The following is a 19,541-nucleotide window of genomic DNA, read 5'->3' on the forward strand; positions in this document are numbered from 1 at the left end:
GGGATCATGACCACCCGCATCGACAATGCCCGCACCATCCGCGCCGCGACCGGCACGGAACTCAGCGCCAAGTCATGGCTGACCGAAGCGCCGCTGCGGATGCTGATGAACAATCTCGACCCGATGGTGGCGGAAAAGCCGGGCGAACTGGTCGTCTATGGCGGCATCGGCCGGGCGGCGCGCGATTGGGAAAGCTTCGACCGCATCGTCGGCGCGTTGAAGGCGCTGGAGGCGGACGAGACCCTGCTCGTCCAGTCCGGCAAGCCGGTCGGCGTTTTCCGCACTCACAAGGATGCGCCGCGCGTGCTGATCGCCAACTCCAATCTCGTGCCGCACTGGGCGACCTGGGATCACTTCAACGCCCTCGATAGGAAGGGCCTGATGATGTACGGCCAGATGACCGCCGGGTCATGGATATACATTGGCTCGCAGGGCATCGTGCAGGGTACTTACGAGACCTTCGTCGAACTTGGCCGCCAGCATTATGGCGGCGACCTTTCCGGCCGCTGGATCCTGACCGCCGGACTCGGCGGCATGGGCGGGGCGCAGCCGCTCGCCGCCACCATGGCCGGCGCCTCCTGCCTTGCCGTCGAATGCCAGGCGAGTCGCATCGAGATGCGATTGAAGACCGGCTATGTCGACGTGCAGGCGAAGGACCTCGACGACGCGCTGGCGATCATCGACCGCGCCGGCAGGGACAAGAAGGCCGTGTCGGTGGCGCTGCTCGGCAATGCCGCCGATGTCTTCCCCGAACTGGTGCGGCGCGGCGTCAGGCCGGATGCCGTCACCGACCAGACCTCGGCGCATGACCCCGTCAATGGCTATCTGCCGCAAGGCTGGACGGTGGCGGAATGGGAGGAGAAGCGCGAACGCGACCCGAAATCCGTCACCAAGGCGGCGAAGAAATCGATGGCCACCCATGTGCGCGCCATGCTCGATTTCCACCGCGTGGGCGTGCCGACGGTCGACTATGGCAACAACATCCGCCAGATGGCGCTGGAAGAGGGGGTGGAGGACGCCTTCGATTTCCCTGGCTTCGTGCCGGCCTATATCCGGCCACTGTTCTGCCGCGGCATCGGGCCGTTCCGCTGGGCGGCGCTGTCGGGCAATCCGGAGGACATCTTCAAGACCGATGCCAAGGTCAAGGAACTGACGCCTGGCAACCATCATCTCCACAACTGGCTCGACATGGCGCAAAAACGCATCAAGTTTCAGGGCCTGCCGGCGCGCATCTGCTGGGTCGGGCTCGGCGACCGCCACCGGCTCGGGCTGGCCTTCAACGAGATGGTCGCCAGCGGTGAATTGAAGGCGCCGGTCGTCATCGGCCGCGACCATCTGGATTCAGGATCGGTGGCGTCGCCAAATCGCGAGACGGAAGCGATGAAGGACGGCTCGGACGCCGTGTCCGACTGGCCGCTGCTCAACGCGCTGCTCAATACCGCGTCCGGCGCAACCTGGGTGTCGCTGCATCATGGCGGCGGCGTCGGCATGGGTTTTTCGCAACATTCCGGCATGGTCATTTGCGCCGATGGCACGTATGACGCGGCGCGGCGACTCGAACGGGTGTTGTGGAACGATCCTGCGACCGGAGTCATGCGCCATGCCGATGCCGGCTACGGCGATGCCATCGAATGCGCGAAGGATCACCATTTGAACCTTCCCGGTATCCTCACGTGATTCAGCACGCTGCCGATATATGACGCATCCCGCCGCACGGCATCCACCTTCTGCGTGAAGGCAAGGAAATCAAAGAATTAAAGCCGTTTGCCAATCGTTACCGCCAGATCGGATCGATAAGGTCGCAGGCCGCGGGGGAAATCACGAAAAAGCCCGAATCCGTGCCTTCCGATCCCCTCGGTTTTGTGCGAGGCATCGCAGCGGAGGTTGTCGGTGGGGCAACGCCTGCTATTGTTCTTGGAAATGTGTGAAGCAACCCGGTTCGGACAGCGTCTGATGCAACCAATCTTTTGTGGATCGGTTTCGCAAACGCAGCCCGCAATGAGGGTTGGGCTGCATCCCGCCCAATGGATTAATTGATGAATATTCAAACCAGTCCCGCGGCCGTGGAACGCACCGGCGCCAATTTTCCCGCCGCCACCGACGAGCCGATTCGCTTGCAGTTTCTGCCCGAGGATCGGCTGCGCAGCCTGGGCGAGCAGCTGGCGCGCGGTGAAATCGCTGAAATCGCAGGTTTCGAGCCTGTCGATTTTCAGACGCGCATCCGCGACAACGCCAGAAAAATCCAGGACGTCTACGTCACCACGAATGCGGCGCAGGGCAGGGGCGAGACGATCACGCCGGCGGCCCAGTGGCTCCTGGACAACAACTATCTGATCGAGGAAACGGTCTATCAGATCAAGCGCGATCTTCCGCGCCGTTTCTACAAGCAGCTCCCGGTTCTCAAATTCGCCAACGGCGCGACCATGCCGCGCGCGCTGGCCCTGGCGTGGGTCTATGTCGCGCATTCCGACAGTTCGATGTCGGCGCAGATGTTCAAGTCGATCGTCGAGGGCTTCCAATCCGTGCAGCCGATGAAGATCGGCGAAATATGGGCTCTGCCGTCGCTGTTGCGCTTCGTGCTGATCGAAAACCTGCGCCGGCTGGCAGTGAGGGTGGCGCGCTCCCGTGACATGCGGCAGATCGCCAACGATGTGGCGGACAAGGTCCTGAGCGTTCGTGACGACGACGACCGGGCTCTGCTGGGCCCTTACCAGGCGCATGCGCGTGACACGACATTCGCGACACAGTTGCTGTATCGGCTACGCGATGGTTCCCAGAATGCCGGGCGGGCGCTGGAATGGCTCGAGGACGAGCTGGAAAAATCCGGTTCCGACGCTGAAGAGATCATCATTGGCGAGCATCAGACGCTTTCCAGCGGCAACGTCACCACCGGCAACATCGTTCGCGGCCTGCGGCTCATCAACGACATCGACTGGACGGTCTGGTTCGAGGATGTCAGCCGGATCGACGCGCTGCTGCGCGAGCGCACCAATTTCAGCGCACTCGATTTCGCGTCGCGCGATCAATATCGCACCGAGATCGAAGAGCTTGCCCGGCATTCCGACAGCTCCGAGTACGAGGTGGCGGAGAAGGCCACCGAACTCGCCGGCTATGCCATGAGCGGACCCCAGGATGAAGCCGCATCGGAAGGGGGCCATCTTGTCGATGTCGGTTTCTTCGTCGTTGGCCCCCGCCGGCTGGACCTTGAAAAGGCCATCCGCTACCGGCCGCCGATTGGCACTCGCATCCAGCGCTCGTTCCGCAGCACTGGCTGGCTGGGCATCGTGGTGCCTGTCTTTGCTCTCACCGTTTTGCTGCTTTGGCTGTCCGGAAATGCTCTTGCAACGTTGGGGCTGCCGCTTCCTGCCATCACTCTGATGCTGGTCCTTTTCGCGGTCCCCGCCAGTGAAGGCGCTCTCGCTTTCTTCAACACGATCGTGCTGCTGTTCCTGAAGCCGACCCGCCTTGTCGGCTACGAATACAAGGATGGGGTCCCGGCGGAAGCGCGCACGCTGGTCGTCGTGCCGTCGCTCATCGGCTCGCGCGACGATGTCGAAGAGAGCATCCGCAACATCGAGGTCCACCACCTGGCGAATGCTTCCGGCGAACTCTATTTCGCGCTGCTGTCGGACTGGCCGGACAGCAAAGCCGAGATCGACGCCACCGACAATGAAATCCTGCAGTTCGCCCGTGAGCAGATCGCCAAGCTGAATGCGCGTTATCCGCAGGAAGGCGCGCCGCTGTTCCATCTTCTGCATCGGCGCAGGCTTTTCAATGCCAGCCAGGGCACGTGGATGGGCTGGGAACGCAAGCGCGGCAAGCTGCACGAATTGAACCTGCTGCTGCGCGGCGACAGCGACACAACCTTCATGCCGCTCGATGCGCCGCTGCCCGAGCATGTCGAATACGTGATGACGCTCGATGCCGACACGCGCACGACCCGCGACGCCGTCGTCAGGCTTGTTGGCAAGCTGCGCCATCCCCTCAACAGTCCGAAGTTGAACCCTGGCCACAATGCCGTTACCTCCGGCTACACGATCCTGCAGCCGCGCATCACCCCGTCGCTGACGACAGGCGACGAAGCGTCGTTCTTCCAGCGCGTTTTCTCGGCCAACCGCGGTCTCGACCCTTACGTCTTCGCCGTTTCCGATCTCTATCAGGACGTGTTCGGTGACGGCTCGTTCACCGGCAAGGGTCTCTATCATGTCGACGCCTTCGAGGCGGCGCTGAAGGGCAGGATCGAGGAAAACACCATCCTCAGCCACGACCTGCTGGAAGGCGCTCTGGCCCGCTCGGCGCTGGTGACCGATGTCGAGCTCGTCGAGGACTACCCGACGCGCTACTCCGTCGATGCCTCGCGCCAGCATCGCTGGGCGCGCGGAGACTGGCAGCTGCTCGGCTTCATCCTCAATCCGCGCTCCGGCGTACCGGCGCTTTCGCGCTGGAAGATGGTCGACAATCTTCGCCGTTCCTTGACCCCCATCTTCTGGGTGATGGCCTCGATTGCCGGCTGGTCGCTGCTTCCGTTCACCCAGGCAGCGCAGTGGCAGGCGCTTCTGATCCTGTCTCTGTTCATGGCGCCGACCTTCGACATCATCAACGCCATCGTGCCCAAGAGCACGGATGCCACGCCGCGCGGCCATTTCACCGCGCTGGCGCATGACGTCGCATTCGGAACCGCCATGGTGGCGCTCAAGGTCGTGCTGATGGCCCATTCGGCATGGATGATGGTCGACGCCATCATCCGCACGCTCTACCGCCTCCTTGTCAGCCGCAAGAACCTGCTCGAATGGCGGACCGCGTCGCAGGCCCAGAAGGGCGGCAACGATTTCGGCTCCTACTACGGACTCATGTACGGCGCGGTCATCATTGGCGTCGTCGGGCTGGCGATCCCGGTCCTGGCGGATTCCACCGGCGCTTTCGTCGCCTTCTTCTTCGCGCTGTTCTGGGTCGGATCGCCGGCTTTCGCTTGGCTGATCAGCCGGTCGGCGGAGACCGAGGACCGCCTGCATCTGTTTCCAAAGGACATGCACGCATTGCGCGTCGTCGCCCGGCGGACCTGGCACTATTTCGAAACGTTCGTGACGGCGGAACATCATCATTTGCCGCCGGATAATTTCCAGGAAAGCCCGACGCCCGTCGTGGCGCCGCGCACATCGCCGACCAATATCGGCGTGTACCTGCTTTCGGTCGTTTCCGCCCGCGACTTCGGCTGGATCAGCATGTCGGACGCCGTCGGGCGTATCGAAGCCACCTTATCGACCATCGAGGGCATGCCAAGAAGCCGCGGCCATCTCTACAACTGGTACGACACCACGACGCTCAAGCCGCTTTATCCGCTTTACATTTCCAGTGTCGACAGCGGCAATCTGGCTGGACATCTGGTGGCCGTCGCAGCCGCCTGCGCCGAATGGGCCGAAGCGCCTTCCGTCCATCTGCATGGCGATTTCGAAGGCGTCCTCGATACGGTCGCCATCCTTGAAGAGAGCCTCGAAGACTTGCCAGACGACCGCCGCCAGCTGCGACCGCTGCGCAAGCGCCTGACCGACCGGATCGACGGCATGCGTCGCGCGGTGCAGACCATCAAGGCGCAGCCGGAAATGGCGTCCATCCGCACCATCAACCTTGCCGTCCTGGCTGGCGAAATCCGCAAGCTCGCCGCCGCGATCGACACCGAGGTGAACTCGACGCTGAGCGACATCATCGTCGACTGGGCCGGCCGGCTGGAAGCCGTGTGCGAGGCCCATGTCCACGACGCCCACAGCGATCACAAGGCTGTCGAGGCCCTGCGCACGAAGCTTCTGGCCTTGCGGGAGCGAGCCCGTCAGTTCGCCTTCGAGATGGATTTCTCGTTCCTGCTGCGTCAGGAGCGCAAGCTGCTGTCCATCGGCTACCGGGTCGAGGAGCACCAGCTCGATGAGAGCTGTTACGATCTCCTCGCCTCCGAGGCGCGCCTCACCAGCCTTTTCGCCATCGCCAAGGGGGATCTGCCGACCGAGCACTGGTTCCGGCTCGGCCGTCCCATCGTCGAGATCGGCTTCCAGGGCGCGCTGATGTCCTGGTCCGGCTCGATGTTCGAATATCTGATGCCGCCACTGGTGATGAAGGAGCCGCAAGGCAGCATTCTCAACCAGACGAGCAAGCTCGTCATCAAACGGCAGATGCAATACGGCCGCTCCAAGAACGTGCCGTGGGGCATTTCGGAAGCTGCCTACAATGCCCGCGACCGGGAACTGACCTACCAATACACCAATTTCGGCGTGCCCGGCCTCGGACTGAAACGCGGCCTTGGCCAGAACACCGTGATTGCGCCCTACGCCACGGTTCTGGCGGCCCAGTTTATGCCCCGGGAAGCCGTCGCCAATCTGAAGCGCCTGAAAGACGTCGGCGCACTGGGACGCCACGGCTACTACGACGCGGTCGACTACACGCCGCAACGCGTGCCCGAGGGCACGGACCACGCTGTCGTGCTGAACTACATGGCCCACCACTCCGGCATGTCGATTGCGGCTGTTGCCGACGCCGTGTTCGAGGGCCGCCTGCGCGATCGGTTCCACAGCGATCCGGTCATCGAGTCGGCCGAACTGCTGCTGCAGGAAAAGGCGCCGCGCGACATTCCGATCGCGACCATTCGAACGGAAGCCGACGACCGCACCGCCAAGAACGATCTCGAGCCGCAGAGCCCGGATACCCGCATCATTCTCGATCCGGCCTGGGCCTTGCGCTCGACCAGCCTGATGTCGAATGGCCGTTATTCGGTGATGCTGAGTGCCACCGGCTCCGGATACAGCCGCTTCGGCGAACTGACTGTCACGCGCTGGCAGCCGGACCCTACGGAAGACAAGCTCGGTTCCTACATTTTCCTGCGCGACGTTGAAACCGGCGACTGGTGGTCGGCCACCGTCGAGCCGAAGCAGGCGCAGAACGAGGCGACGCAGACCCTGTTCTCCGATGACAAGGCAAGCTTCATCAAGAGCGTCGGCTCGCTGCGTTCCGAGATCGAGTGCATCGTCATTTCGGAAGGCAATGGTGAGGGCCGGCGCGTCACCCTGTCCAACGACGGCGCCACCGACCGGCATATCGAGGTGACATCCTTCGCCGAACTGGTGCTTGGTTCGGAGGTGTCCGACAATGGGCATCCGGCTTTCTCGAAAATGTTCATCGAGACCGAGATCGAGCCGGACAACAGCGCCATCTTCGCCTATCGCCGCAAGCGCGAAACCAGCGAGCCGGACATCGCCGCCGTCCACTTCGTGACGGACCCGTCGAGCCAGGCGCGCGATACGGAGGCCGAGACCGACCGCCGCGCCTTCATCGGCGCCGGGCGGACGCTGGACAATGCCGCGGCCTTCGACAGCGGCGCCAAGCTCAGCGGCACAGCCGGCTTCACGCTTGACCCGATTGCATCGTTGCGGCGGCGAGTGCGGGTGCCGGCCAACAAGAAGATATCGCTGGTCTTCTGGACGGTCGTCGGCTCGAACCGCGCCGAACTTGAAGAGGCGGTGGGGCGGCTCGATCATGCCGAGAGCTTCGCCCGCCAGGCCATGCTCGCCTGGACGCGGTCGCAGGTGCAGACGCGCCATGTCGGGCTGTCGCTGACGGACGCCGCGAACGTCCAGAAGCTCGCCCGCTACCTGATCTATCCGGATCCTTTCCTGCGCCTGCCGCCGGAATCGATCGCTTCCGGGCTCGGCAAGCAATCGAGCCTCTGGCCGACAAGCATTTCGGGCGATCTTCCGATCTTCGCGGTGCGGATAGCAGACGTCGCCGACCTTGAAATCGTCGCTCAGGCGTTGCGCTTCCAGGAATACATGCGCACGCGCGGCATGACGGCGGACCTTGTCATCGTCAACGAGCAGGCGTCTTCCTATGTCCAGGACCTGCAGCAGGCGATTGAATCGCTGTGCGAGAACAGCCGGCTGCGGGGCAAGGAACTCGGGCCCCGCCAGCACATCTTCGCCGTGCGCCGCGACCTCATGGACGAGCCGACCTACAAGACCCTGCTCGCCGTCGCCCGCGTGGTGCTCCATACCCGTAACGGAACCATTTTCGACCAGATAGAACGGGCGGAGGCTGCCGCGCTGCAGGCGAGGGACGGTGAAACGCCCCGCCCATCCGCACGCGACCAGGAGAAGCGTCCGGCCATTCAGGAGCCGGCGTTGGAGAGCCTGCCCGAAGGGGGCAAAGGGCTGAATTTCTGGAACGGTTACGGCGGCTTCGAAGGCGACGGACGCCATTATGTGACGCGGCTGACGGGAAACCGCACCACGCCCCAGCCATGGATCAACGTCATCTCGAACGCCGCTTTCGGCTTCCATGTCTCGGCGGAAGGAGCCGCCTTCACCTGGAGCCGCAACAGCCGCGACTACCAGTTGACGCCATGGTCCAACGACCCGGTCACCAACAGGCCGGGCGAGGGCATCTATATCCACGATCTGGCGAGCGGCAAGGCGTTCTCGCCGCTGGCCTGCGTCGTCCGCGATCCCGGCATGGTCTACGAGACGTGGCACGGCCAGGGCTTCTCGACCTTCCGGTCGAAACGCGGCCCGTTGTCGATGGACCTGACGCATGTGGTCGATCCCGCCGATCCGGTGAAGGTTTCCCGGCTCAGGATCCAGAACTCCGGTTCGACGCCGGCGAAGTTGCGCGTCTACGCCTATGCCGAGTGGGTTCTCGGCATTCATCGCTCCAAGACCGCCGCGACGATCGTGCCGTCGTTCGATAAGACCGCCGGCGCCGTTCTGGCGCAAAACCCCTACGATCTCGACTTTGGCGAACGCATCGCCTTCCTGGCGACCGACGGGGATTTGCAGTCCTATACGAGCGACCGGCGGGAATTCCTCGGCAGGCATGGCAGCAGCCGGATGCCACAGGCGGTTAACGCGGGCGCGGCCCTATCCGGCCGCACCGATGCCGGCGAAGATACCTGCGCCGCGCTCGCGCGTGACGTGGAGGTTCCGGCCGGCGGCGACGTAACCGTCCTGTGGCTTCTCGGCGATGCGGCTTCCCTTGAGGAAGCGCGTGACCTGGTCAAAAAGCATCGGGCAAAGGATTTCGACGAACGCCTTGCCGAAAACGAGCAGGATTGGCGCGGCTTCCTCGATACGATCCAGGTCGAAACGCCGGACAAGGCGCTCGACGCCGTCGTCAATCACTGGCTCCCGTATCAGAGCCTGGCTTGCCGCATACGCGCCCGCTCGGCCTTCTACCAGGCCAGCGGCGCCTTCGGCTTCCGCGATCAGCTTCAGGACACGATGGCGTTGCTTGCCCATGATCCGACGCTGGCGCGCGAGCAGATCATCAACGCCGCCAAGCGGCAGTTCAAGGAAGGCGACGTGCAGCATTGGTGGCTGCCGCGCACCGGCGCCGGTGTGCGCACGATGATCTCCGACGACGTGGTCTGGCTTGCCCATGCGGTAGCACGCTACATTTCTGTGACGGGCGAGAAGGCGTTGCTGAAGGAAAGCCTGCCTTTCCTTGAGGGAGAACCTCTGGCTGAAGGAGAGCACGATTCCTTCTTCACGCCGGAAGTGTCGAAGAAGACCGCCACGATCTACGAGCATTGCGCACGCGCGCTCGACCTCGCCATGGAGCGCACCAGTGACAACGGCTTGCCGCTCATCCTCGGCGGCGACTGGAACGATGGCATGAACCGGGTGGGCGAGGAGGGCAGGGGCGAAAGCGTCTGGCTCGGCTGGTTCCTGCTCAGGACGCTCGGCGACTTCGCGCCGATCGCCCAGGCCCAGGGTGACGCCAGGCACGCGCAGGCATGGGAAAAACATGCCGGCCTGCTCAAGCGGGCGCTGGAGAACACGGCCTGGGACGGCGCATGGTACCGGCGCGGCAGCTTCGACGACGGTACGCCGCTCGGCTCGCGAACCTCGGACGAATGCAAGATCGACTCCATCGCCCAGTCATGGAGCGTCCTGTCCGGCGAAGGCGATCCCGCCCGCTCGCAGACCGCCATGCAGGAGGCGATGAAGATGCTCGTCGATGACGAGCTCAAGATCGTCAAGCTGTTCACGCCACCGTTCTCCAAGACCGACAAGGACCCCGGCTACATCAAGAGCTATCCTCCGGGCGTCCGCGAGAATGGCGGGCAATACACGCATGCCGCGACGTGGTTTGTCATTGCCCTGGCCGAAATGGGGCGGGTAGACGACGCCTATCGCTGCTTCTGCATGCTGAACCCGGTCAACCATGCCCTCGACGAGGCCGCGGCCGAGCATTACCGCGTCGAACCGTTCGTGGTGGCAGCCGACATCTATTCCGGCCAGGACAAGGGCGGACGCGGCGGCTGGACCTGGTACACGGGGTCGGCCGGATGGCTTTATCGCGCGGCGGTGGAAGGCATTCTTGGAATCGAGCGGCACGGCAAACGGATCGAGTTCAATCCCCGACTTCCAAGCCATTGGGATGGCTATACCGTTCGCCTCAACATGTTGGGGTCGCAGTACACGGTGAAGGTCCAGCGCGCCAGGAGCGTCAAGTCCATTTCGGTCCAGGTCGATGGGGTGAAGACGAAGTCGCAAGGCTTCGAGCTCAAGGCGGGCGTCTCCAGCGAAGTCGTCGTCACGATACCGCGGTAGAATCACAGCGGCTGGACGGGTGAGTAAAATTGCGGCAGTCTTTGCAACTGCCGCAATTTCGCCTTAGACCTGACATTTTACCTGCTTTCTCAAAACGTTACCGGATCACGCCAGATTTCGGCCCGTTGTTATGTTTTGTACGATGAATCGGAACACTTGGGGGCTGCTGCCATTGTTTTGCGACCTATCTAATTGTACGAAGTCGCTGAATTGATGCACTGCACAATGGAAAGATACGCGGAGTAACCGAGTGTCCCTTTTGCAAATATACTGGAGAGCGCTGGGCTATCTCGCTTCCGACAAGAAGCGGGTCGCTTTTATTTGCCTGGCCAACGTAACGCTTGCCGTCGTGACCATCCTGGAGCCGATCATGTTCGGCCGCGTCATCGACGCGATTTCGGACAAGACCGGCGCCTTCGGACCGCTGGCCATGTGGGCCGGGCTGGGTGTCTTCAACATCATCGCCTTTGTCCTCGTTGCCCGCGGCGCCGACCGTTTCGCGCACAAGCGCCGCACGGAAGTGCTTTGCGATTCCTTCGAGCGCGTCATCACCATGCCGCTCTCGTGGCATCATCGCCGCGGCACGTCCAATTCCCTGCACACGCTGCTGCGCGCGGTGGAAGCGCTGTTCAGCCTGTGGCTGGAATTCATGCGCCAGCACCTGTCGACCGCCGTTGCGCTGGTCCTGCTCATCCCGACCGCCTTGGCACTGGACGTCCGCATGTCCCTGGTGCTGCTGGTTCTCGGCGTGCTCTATTTCGGCATTGGCCGGCTTGTCATGCGCAAGACCAAGGAAGGGCAGGCGAGCGTCGAGCGTCACTATCATACCGTGTTCGCCCATGTGACGGACTCCGTCTCCAACGTCGCCGTCCTCCAGAGCTATAACCGGATCGGTCACGAGACCGAGACGCTGAAGCGCTACGTGAAGGATCTTCTCAACGCACAGAATCCGGTACTCGACTGGTGGGCTTTCGCCAGCGCCATGCATCGGCTGTCGTCGACGGTCTCGATGATGGTCGTGCTGCTGATCGGCGCCTATCTGGTCACGCATGGCCAACTGCGCATCGGCGACGTCATCGCCTTCACCGGCTTTGCCACGCTGCTGATCGCCCGTCTCGACCAGGTCTCCGCCTTCGTGAACCAGATTTCCGAAGCGCGCGCCAAGCTCGAGGATTTCTACAAGCTCGAGGATTCCGCCGTCGACGAGGCCGAGCCTGCCGATCTGCGCGACCTCGGCAACGTCACCGGCCATGTCCGTTTCGAGAATGTCGGCTTCGAGTTCCCGAATTCGGGGCAGGGCGTCGACGATGTTTCCTTCGAGGTTCATGCCGGCCAGACGGTTGCCATTGTCGGCCCGACGGGCGCCGGCAAGACGACCCTCATCAACCTGCTGCAGCGCGTCCACAACCCGGAGCGCGGCCGCATCCTGATCGATGGCATCGACACCCGCACGGTGACCCGCAAGTCGCTGCGCAATTCGATTGCCACCGTCTTCCAGGACGCCGGCTTGTTGAACCGGTCGATCGAGGAGAACATTCGTATCGGCCGTGCCGAAGCCAACTATGAGGATATCCACGCCGCGGCGCAGGCCGCCGTCGCACAGGATTTCATCCTCTCCAAGAGCGAAGGCTATGACACGGTCGTCGGCGAGCGTGGCGGCCAGCTTTCGGGCGGCGAACGCCAGCGCATCGCCATCGCGCGCGCCGTGTTGAAGGATTCGCCCATTCTGGTGCTCGACGAAGCGACCAGCGCGCTCGACGTGGAAACCGAAGGCCGCGTCAAGGAGGCCATCGACGATCTGCGCCGTGACCGCACGACGTTCATCATTGCACACCGTCTGACGACGGTCCGCGATGCCGATCTCGTCGTGTTCATGGACAAGGGCAAGATCATCGAGATGGGCGGCTTCGCCGAGCTCTCGCTGCGCAACGGCCGCTTTGCCTCGCTGCTGCGCGCCGGCGGCCTGCTCAACGACGAAGAGGTCCGCCGTCTCAGCCGCCTGTCGCCTGTTCAGGACGCGGCTGCCTGACCTTCGGGCAGCCCGCGATCAAAGAGCGCAATTGCCGTCTTGTGCGTGCAGGGCTATCTAGAGGCCCATGAGCGATACAAGCGCAGGCTCTGCAGGCTGGAGCAGCATAGCAAACCCGACCCGCTTCATGGCGCTGGCCGACAGGCTGGTGCCATGGCTGTCTGTCGTGGCCGCCGCCTTGCTCGCCATTGGGCTCTATATGAGCTTCGCCGCGCCGGAGGATTTCCAGCAGGGCATCACTGTCCGCATCATGTACATCCATGTGCCTTTCGCCTGGCTGTCGATGATGTGCTACACGCTGATGGCGATTTCCGCGCTCGGCACGCTGGTCTGGCGTCATCCGCTGGCGGATGTCGCGCTGAAGGCCGCCGCTCCGATCGGCGCCGTGTTCACCGCGCTCGCCCTTGTGACCGGCTCCATATGGGGCAAGCCGATGTGGGGCACATGGTGGGTCTGGGATGCGCGACTGACATCGGTCTTCGTGTTGTTCCTGATGTATCTCGGCATCATCGCACTGACGCGGGCGCTCGACGATGCGGGCAGGGCGGCCTGGGCCGCAGCCGTCATCACCCTGGTCGGCTTCATCAACGTGCCGATCATTAAGTTCTCGGTCGATTGGTGGAATACGCTGCATCAGCCGGCGTCGGTGTTCCGCCTCGATGGCCCGACCATCGCCCCCAGCCTCCTGTGGCCGCTGCTGGTGATGGCCGCGGGCTTCACCGTACTCTTCTTCGTCCTGCACATGACGGCGATGCGGACGGAAATCCGCCGGCGGCGGGTGACGTCCATGCGCCGGCTGGCGGCGCGCAACGCCGAAGCATAGACCCCAAGCGGCTATTGATCCTGCGGCCTACCCCTCGGAGCGGCCCGCTGCCTCGCGATCGCGCTCGTAGCGTCTCGTCAACGGAAATGGCGGCAGCCAGGACTCGCGGCGGATGATCCAGCTTTCGTAGGTCGGCACCAACTGGTCCGGCGCATCCAGCGACCCCAGATGCACCTCGATCTCGTCGCCGCTGCGAGCGAAGACGGAGGAGCCGCAGCGCGGACAGAAAAACCGCCCTGCATAGTCTCGTGTTTCGCCCGCAATCGTCACTGCATCCTGGGGGAACACCGCGGCGGCGTAAAAAAGCGCCCCATGATGCTTGCGGCAATCGAGGCAATGGCAAACGCCCACGCGATACGGGCGCCCCGCCGCGACAATCCGGACATCGCCGCAAAGGCACCCGCCAGTGAATCGGTCCATACCGCGTCTCCTCTATCCTGGCCGCCCATAATTTGCCGGCGCCTGCCTAATTCTGCAGGGGTAGGGATCAACCTTCATGTGATCCCCTGCAGGAATCCACTCATTTTTTCCGGTGTATGTCGGAATTCCACCTCGTCTTGCGTCCTTTGAATGCCCCACTCGAAAGAAGGATGAAGAGATGCGGAAACAGATCTTGACCCGCCACGTTGCGCTGGGTGACGTCACGCAATCCCTCGGAGCATTCCAATGATCCCCACCATTACCGCCTTTGAAAGCTCTCCCGACCGCGGCCAGGGACTGGCGCGTGACATGCGCGTTCGCTGGGCGCTCGAAGAAGTGGGACAGCCTTACGACGTTCGTCTCGTTTCATTCAAAGAGTTGAAGCAGCCGGCGCATCGTGCGCTGCATCCTTTCGGCCAGATTCCGACCTATGAAGAAGGCGATCTCGCTCTGTTCGAGTCCGGATCCATCATATTCCATATTGCGCAGCGCCATACGGGCCTGCTGCCGGACGATGCCAACGCGCGCGCGCGGGCGATCACCTGGATGTTTGCCGCGGTCAGCACAGTGGAGCCGCCAATCCTCGAACTGCAGACCCTCAAATTCGGGGAGGGGGACAAGCCCTGGTTCGAACAACGCTTGCCGCTCGTCAAGGACCGCATCCGTGACCGGCTGCGCGAACTCTCAGTTCGCCTTGGCGATGCCGACTGGCTGGACGGCGCCTTCAGCGCAGGGGATTTGATGATGGTGCATGTTCTGGCCAGGCTGCGTCCATCCGGCCTGCTGGAGGAATACCCGAACCTCGCCGCCTATATCGCCCGCGCCGAAGCGAGGCCTGCCTTCAAGCGTGCTTTCGCCGCCCAACTGGCGGTTTTCGCGGACGGGCCGAAAGCAGCCATCTAGAGCAACGCCGAAGACGACCGCGCATCATTCCAGAACGATCGTGGCCCGCCGCTCCAGCCGAAGCCCTACGCAGCGCGGGCAGGGTGTTGCATCCTATTGGTCGAACGGCTCCATTTTCGCCAAGGAGGGCGTTAGAGTTCGCGAACGTGAATCAGGGATCGGCGAATGGCGACTTTCATCTTGATACCCGGAGGCTGGCAGGGCGGTTGGGCTTTCGAGAAAGTCGCAAGCATCCTCACCGCGCGCGGGCATAAAGCACTGCCTATTACTCTGTCGGGTCTCGGCGATATTCCCGCCCCAACGGCCAATCTCGACACTCACATAAAAGAAGCCATCAGCGCGGTTAAGGCGCATGATGACGATCTGGTCGTGGCTGGACACTCCTACGGCGGCATGGTCGTCAGCGGCGCCGCGGATGCCGAACCGGCCCGCATTCGAGCATTGGTCTATATCGACGCCTATGTCCCCGAATCCGGCGATTCCGTCTGGTCGCTGACGACGTCCCGTTTTCGAGACGTTTTCGTGGCTGGCGCCAGGGCCGACGGATTGAATTGCATGCCGCCGCCGCATCTGGAGACGCGATGCCGGCCGCATCCGATGGGAACGTTTCTTCAGTCGATCAGTCTCAGCAGACGCTGGCGCGAGGTGCGCCAAAAAATCTTCATTGGCGCACATGGATGGGAAGGAAGTCCGTTCCTCGATCTCTATCAACGATTAAGCGCTGACCCTGCGTGGTCGACAGTCGCCTTGAATTGCGGGCACAACATTGCTCGGCTGGAGCCGGAAGCCTTGGCGGAAATATTGCTGGCTCAAGTCTGATCGAGGCACTGCCTGGCCATTGGCGGTCAATCCCGGTTGGCGGCGCGGCGCTATGACGTCGGGTAGAGGGGTTACACCGCAGTTGAAGAAGCAATCCCGGCGCTTACGCATAAGTCGCATAAGATAGATTATGGAACTTACACGGATGCAGACCGCGCCCGAAATGGCTTGCCCTGCAACGGTTTGGCTCCTTTCGTCTCCGTCTGCTCGTCCGTCCCCGACACGCCGGCTGCTCAAGCCGCGGCGAGATCGGCTGCGCGCGCATGCGCGGCAGCCAGCAGCGCGCGCGGCTCGGCTGAGAATACAGCGTCATGCGCCCCGGCGGCGGCCCAGACCTGATCGAAGCCAAGAAGCGTCTCGTCGGCAAACGCCGGAATGACAATCAGGTGGCCGATCGGCGAAACGCCGCCGATGGCGAAGCCGGTTTCGTCGCGTATGTGGCGCGGATCGGCCCGCTTCAGCGCTTCGCCTGCCAACGAGGCTGCTTTACCGATATCGAGCCGGTTGTTGCCAGCGACCAGGAAGAGATAGAGTTTCCCACTGGATTCACCCTGGAAGATCAATGACTTGACGATCTGCGCCACGCTGCAGCCGCACTGGAGCGCGGCATCTTCGGCGGTGCGCGTCGAAGCGCCCATCCGCAGGATCTCGATTTCGAGGCCTGCGGCGACAGCAGCCTGCGTCACACGTTCAATGCTGCCAGCCATAAGAAATCTCGTCCATCAGTTTGATTCATATGGAATTTCGATCGTCATGCCGTCATAGGCCGGCTCGACGTTTGCCGGCGTCTCGGCGGCCACTGTCGCGTAGTCGAGCGGAATATGCATATGGGTCAGGATCGCGCGGCGCGGCTGCAACCGGCCAATCCACTCCAGCGCTTCCGCCAGCGACAGATGGCTGGGATGCGGGCGGTATTGCAGCGCATCGATCACCAGCACATCCAACCCTTGCAGCTTCTCGGCCGTCGCAGCGGGAAAGTCGCTGACATCGGGGCAATAGGCCAGCGGGCCGATGCGAAAACCAAGCGAGACGATGTCGCCATGGATTTGCGGCAGCGGCTCGAAGGTGAGGGGACCCCCCTCTCCTTCCACGCGCACCGGCCTGGCATGGTCGATCGTGTGGGCCATGAGGATGGGTGGATAGGAACTGCCGGCTGGCGTCTCGAAGCAATAGCCGAACGCGGCGCGCAGGCGCTCCAGCGTCGGTTCGTCGGCAAAAATGTCCACGAGCTTGCGCTGTGTCAGGACGAAGCTGCGCAGATCGTCGATGCCGTGAATATGATCGGCGTGCGGGTGCGTATAGACCACGCCATCCATGTGCGTCACCTTCGCCAGCAGCATCTGCTCGCGAAAATCGGGGCCGGTGTCGATGGCGACGGTGGTGCGACGGCCATCCGGCTTGATGCGTTCCACCAGCGCGGCGCAGCGCATGCGGCGGTTTCTTGGATCGACCGGGTCGCAATTGCCCCAGTCGCCGGTCAGCCGCGGCGTGCCAGGCGAAGAACCGCAGCCAAGGATCGTCAGGCGCAGCAGGTCCGTCACGCTCAGGCGTCCGGCGTGCCGGCGCGCGGCATCTTCTTGAACAGACGGAAGACATTGTCCGTGGTGATGGCGGCAACCTCGTCCGCATTCACCCCTATTGTCTCGGCCAGCACACGGGCGGTGTCGGCGACAAATGCCGGTTCGTTGCGCTTGCCACGATGCGGAACGGGCGCGAGATAGGGCGCGTCGGTCTCCACCAGCAACCGGTCATGCGGAACATTCGCCGCGACTGAACGCAATTCCTCGGAGTTCCTGAAAGTCAGGATGCCGGAGAACGAGACATAGCCCCCCAGCGCCACGCCGATTTCCGCCAGCCTGCGGCCGGACGAAAAGCAGTGCAGGATGAACGGGAAGGCGCCCTTCCCTGTCTCGTCCTCCAGTATGGCCGCCATGTCGTCGTCGGCATCGCGCGCATGGATGACCAGCGGCAGGCCGGTTTCGCGGGCCGCCGCGATGTGAGTGCGGAACACCTTGGCCTGAACATCATGCGGCGCGCCGTCATAGTGGTAGTCCAGCCCCGCTTCGCCGATCGCCACAACCTTCGGATGGCCGGACAACTCGACAAGCTCGCCGACCATCACGTCCGGCTCCTCGGCAGCGTTGTGCGGATGCGTGCCGACCGAACAATAGACTTCGTCGAAAGATTCTGCTGTTTCAAGCACCTGCTGGAAACGCTTCACACGCGTGCAGATCGTCACCATCCGCCCAACACCGGCGGCGCGGGCACGGGCGACAACGGCCGCCCGCTCCTCGGCGAAATCCGGAAAATCGAGATGGCAGTGACTATCGACCAGCATCAGGCGCTGCCCTCGGCCTGCTCGACATAGCGCGGGAACACCGGCTGCGGCGCCGGCAGCGGCGTTCCGGCCACCAGCGCGTGCGCGTCCACGACGTGCGCAAAGCTGCGCTCCTCTTCCGGCACCGCCAGCGTATCGAGCAGCCTGGCCGCGGAACCCGGGATATAGGGCTGGCACAATATGCCGACGCGGCGGATCACCTCGGCCGTCGTCCACAGCACGGTTTCCATCCGCGCCGGGTCGGTCTTCTTCAGCGCCCACGGCTCCTGCGCGGCGAAATAGCGGTTCGCCTCGGCGACGACGCCGAAGATGGCGGCCAGCGCCAGATGGATGCCCTGCTCCGCCATCGCCTTTCGCGCGGTGACCAGCGCCGCGTCGGCCTGGGACAGGACGGCACGATCGGCTTCCGCCAACTCGCCGCGCCGTGGCACGACGCCTGCGCAGTTCTTGGCGATCATCGACAGCGACCGCTGCGCCAGATTGCCCAGATCGTTCGCCAGGTCGGCATTGGTCCGGTTGACGATAGCCTCGTGACTGTAGCTGCCGTCCTGCCCGAACGGCACTTCGCGCAGGAAGAAATAGCGCACCTGGTCGAGGCCGTAGTGCTCGACCATCGTGAAAGGATCGATGACGTTGCCGACGGATTTCGACATCTTCTCGCCGCGGTTGAACAGGAAGCCGTGGCCGAAGACGCGCTTCGGCAACTCGATGCCGGACGACAGCAGGAACGCCGGCCAGTAGACAGCGTGGAAGCGCACAATGTCCTTGCCGATGATATGGACATTGGCAGGCCAGAAATCCCATTTCTCTGCTTTTTCATCTGGATAGCCGGCTGCCGTGATGTAGTTTGTCAGCGCATCGACCCACACATACATGACATGCTTCTCGTCGCCCGGCACCGGCACGCCCCAATCGAACGTGGTGCGGGAGATCGACAGATCCTTCAGCCCGGATTTGACGAAGCTGACGACCTCGTTGCGGCGTTCCGAGGGGCCGATGAAATCGGGCTGGTTCTCATAAAGCGCCAGCAGGCGGTCCTGATAGGCCGACAACCGGAAGAAATAGCTCTCCTCCTCCACCCATTCGACCGGCGTGCCCTGCGGACCGTAGCGCACGTCGTCGGCGCGGACCTCGGTTTCTTCCTCTCCGTAATAGGCTTCGTCGCGCACCGAGTACCAGCCGGCATAGCCGCCCTTGTAGAGGTCGCCATTGGCGGCCATCGCCTTCCAGATAGCCTGGGAGGCCTCGTAGTGGCGCTTCTCGGTGGTGCGTATGAAGTCGTCGTTCGACGCGTTCAGCGCCGTCGCCATGCGCTTGAACTCGACCGCGTTGCGGTCCGCCAGTTCGCGCGCCGAGATGCCCTCTTTCTTGGCCGTTTGCAGCATCTTGATGCCGTGCTCGTCGGTGCCGGTGAGGAAGAACACGTCCTTGCCGTCCAGGCGCTGGAAGCGCGCCAGCGCGTCGGTCGCGATCAGCTCATAGGCATGGCCGATATGCGGCTTGCCGTTCGGGTAGGAAATGGCGGTGGTAATGTAGAATTTTTCGCGGGACATGGAATGCCGTCATGAATATCTGAAGGAATGCAGCGGTGGATATCGCATCGGAAAGGCGAACGCCATC

General features: G+C 63.1%; 11 protein-coding genes. 6 read left to right on the forward strand and 5 right to left on the reverse strand.

Annotated elements, in window-relative coordinates; all coding sequences use genetic code 11:
* Positions 1–6: 6 nt before the first annotated feature.
* The 4 genes from hutU to ASD44_RS05695 all read left to right on the forward strand — a co-directional run bounded on the left by hutU (position 7) and on the right by ASD44_RS05695 (position 13,441).
* Positions 7–1,677: a urocanate hydratase gene (hutU, locus tag ASD44_RS05680; protein ID WP_056109691.1), complete on the forward strand. Its 1,671-nt coding sequence runs from the start codon at positions 7–9 to the stop codon at positions 1,675–1,677.
* Between the two features lie 359 nt (positions 1,678–2,036).
* Entirely contained in the window at positions 2,037–10,589 is an 8,553-nt protein-coding gene (locus ASD44_RS05685) for a glucoamylase family protein (RefSeq protein WP_056109693.1), read from the forward strand.
* Positions 10,590–10,839: 250 nt separating this feature from the next.
* On the forward strand, positions 10,840–12,618 hold the full coding sequence (locus tag ASD44_RS05690; RefSeq protein ID WP_056109695.1) for a glucan ABC transporter ATP-binding protein/ permease: 1,779 nt from the start codon (positions 10,840–10,842) through the stop codon (positions 12,616–12,618).
* 67 nt (positions 12,619–12,685) lie between these two features.
* Positions 12,686–13,441, forward strand: coding sequence for a heme ABC transporter permease (locus ASD44_RS05695; protein WP_056109697.1), 756 nt, complete (start codon positions 12,686–12,688; stop codon positions 13,439–13,441).
* 27 nt (positions 13,442–13,468) lie between these two features.
* Here the strand turns inward: ASD44_RS05695 and ASD44_RS05700 are convergent, their stop codons facing one another.
* The gene (locus ASD44_RS05700) at positions 13,469–13,861 is read right to left on the reverse strand and encodes a GFA family protein (protein WP_056109699.1); all 393 of its coding nucleotides are present in this window, start codon (positions 13,859–13,861) and stop codon (positions 13,469–13,471) included.
* A 246-nt stretch (positions 13,862–14,107) separates the two neighbouring features.
* On the opposite strand from ASD44_RS05700, the gene ASD44_RS05705 reads away from it, so the two are divergent.
* Together ASD44_RS05705 and ASD44_RS05710 are read left to right on the forward strand one after the other, a co-directional pair.
* Positions 14,108–14,764 carry a glutathione S-transferase family protein gene (locus ASD44_RS05705; protein WP_056109701.1) on the forward strand — a complete coding sequence of 219 codons (657 nt, stop codon included), beginning with the start codon at positions 14,108–14,110 and terminating at the stop codon, positions 14,762–14,764.
* 165 nt (positions 14,765–14,929) lie between these two features.
* Positions 14,930–15,583, forward strand: a complete 654-nt coding sequence (locus ASD44_RS05710; protein WP_056109703.1) for an alpha/beta hydrolase — start codon at positions 14,930–14,932, stop codon at positions 15,581–15,583.
* Positions 15,584–15,816: 233 nt separating this feature from the next.
* Here ASD44_RS05710 and ASD44_RS05715 read toward each other — a convergent pair whose 3' ends face one another.
* The 4 genes from ASD44_RS05715 to metG are packed head-to-tail and all read right to left on the reverse strand — an operon-like array spanning position 15,817 to position 19,474.
* Entirely contained in the window at positions 15,817–16,290 is a 474-nt protein-coding gene (locus ASD44_RS05715; protein WP_056109705.1) for a YbaK/EbsC family protein, read from the reverse strand.
* Between the two features lie 15 nt (positions 16,291–16,305).
* Positions 16,306–17,124 (reverse strand): MBL fold metallo-hydrolase, encoded by an 819-nt coding sequence (locus ASD44_RS05720; protein WP_056109707.1) that lies wholly within the window; start codon positions 17,122–17,124, stop codon positions 16,306–16,308.
* 2 nt (positions 17,125–17,126) lie between these two features.
* A complete protein-coding gene (locus tag ASD44_RS05725; RefSeq protein WP_056109709.1) occupies positions 17,127–17,921 on the reverse strand; it encodes a TatD family hydrolase in 795 nt (264 codons plus the stop codon).
* On the reverse strand, positions 17,921–19,474 hold the full coding sequence (gene metG / locus ASD44_RS05730; protein ID WP_056109711.1) for a methionine--tRNA ligase: 1,554 nt from the start codon (positions 19,472–19,474) through the stop codon (positions 17,921–17,923). Before metG ends, ASD44_RS05725 begins: the two co-directional genes overlap by 1 nt.
* Positions 19,475–19,541 lie beyond the last annotated feature (67 nt).

Origin of the sequence: Mesorhizobium sp. Root554 (assembly GCF_001427025.1) — a bacterium.
Taxonomy (GTDB): Bacteria; Pseudomonadota; Alphaproteobacteria; order Rhizobiales; family Rhizobiaceae; genus Mesorhizobium.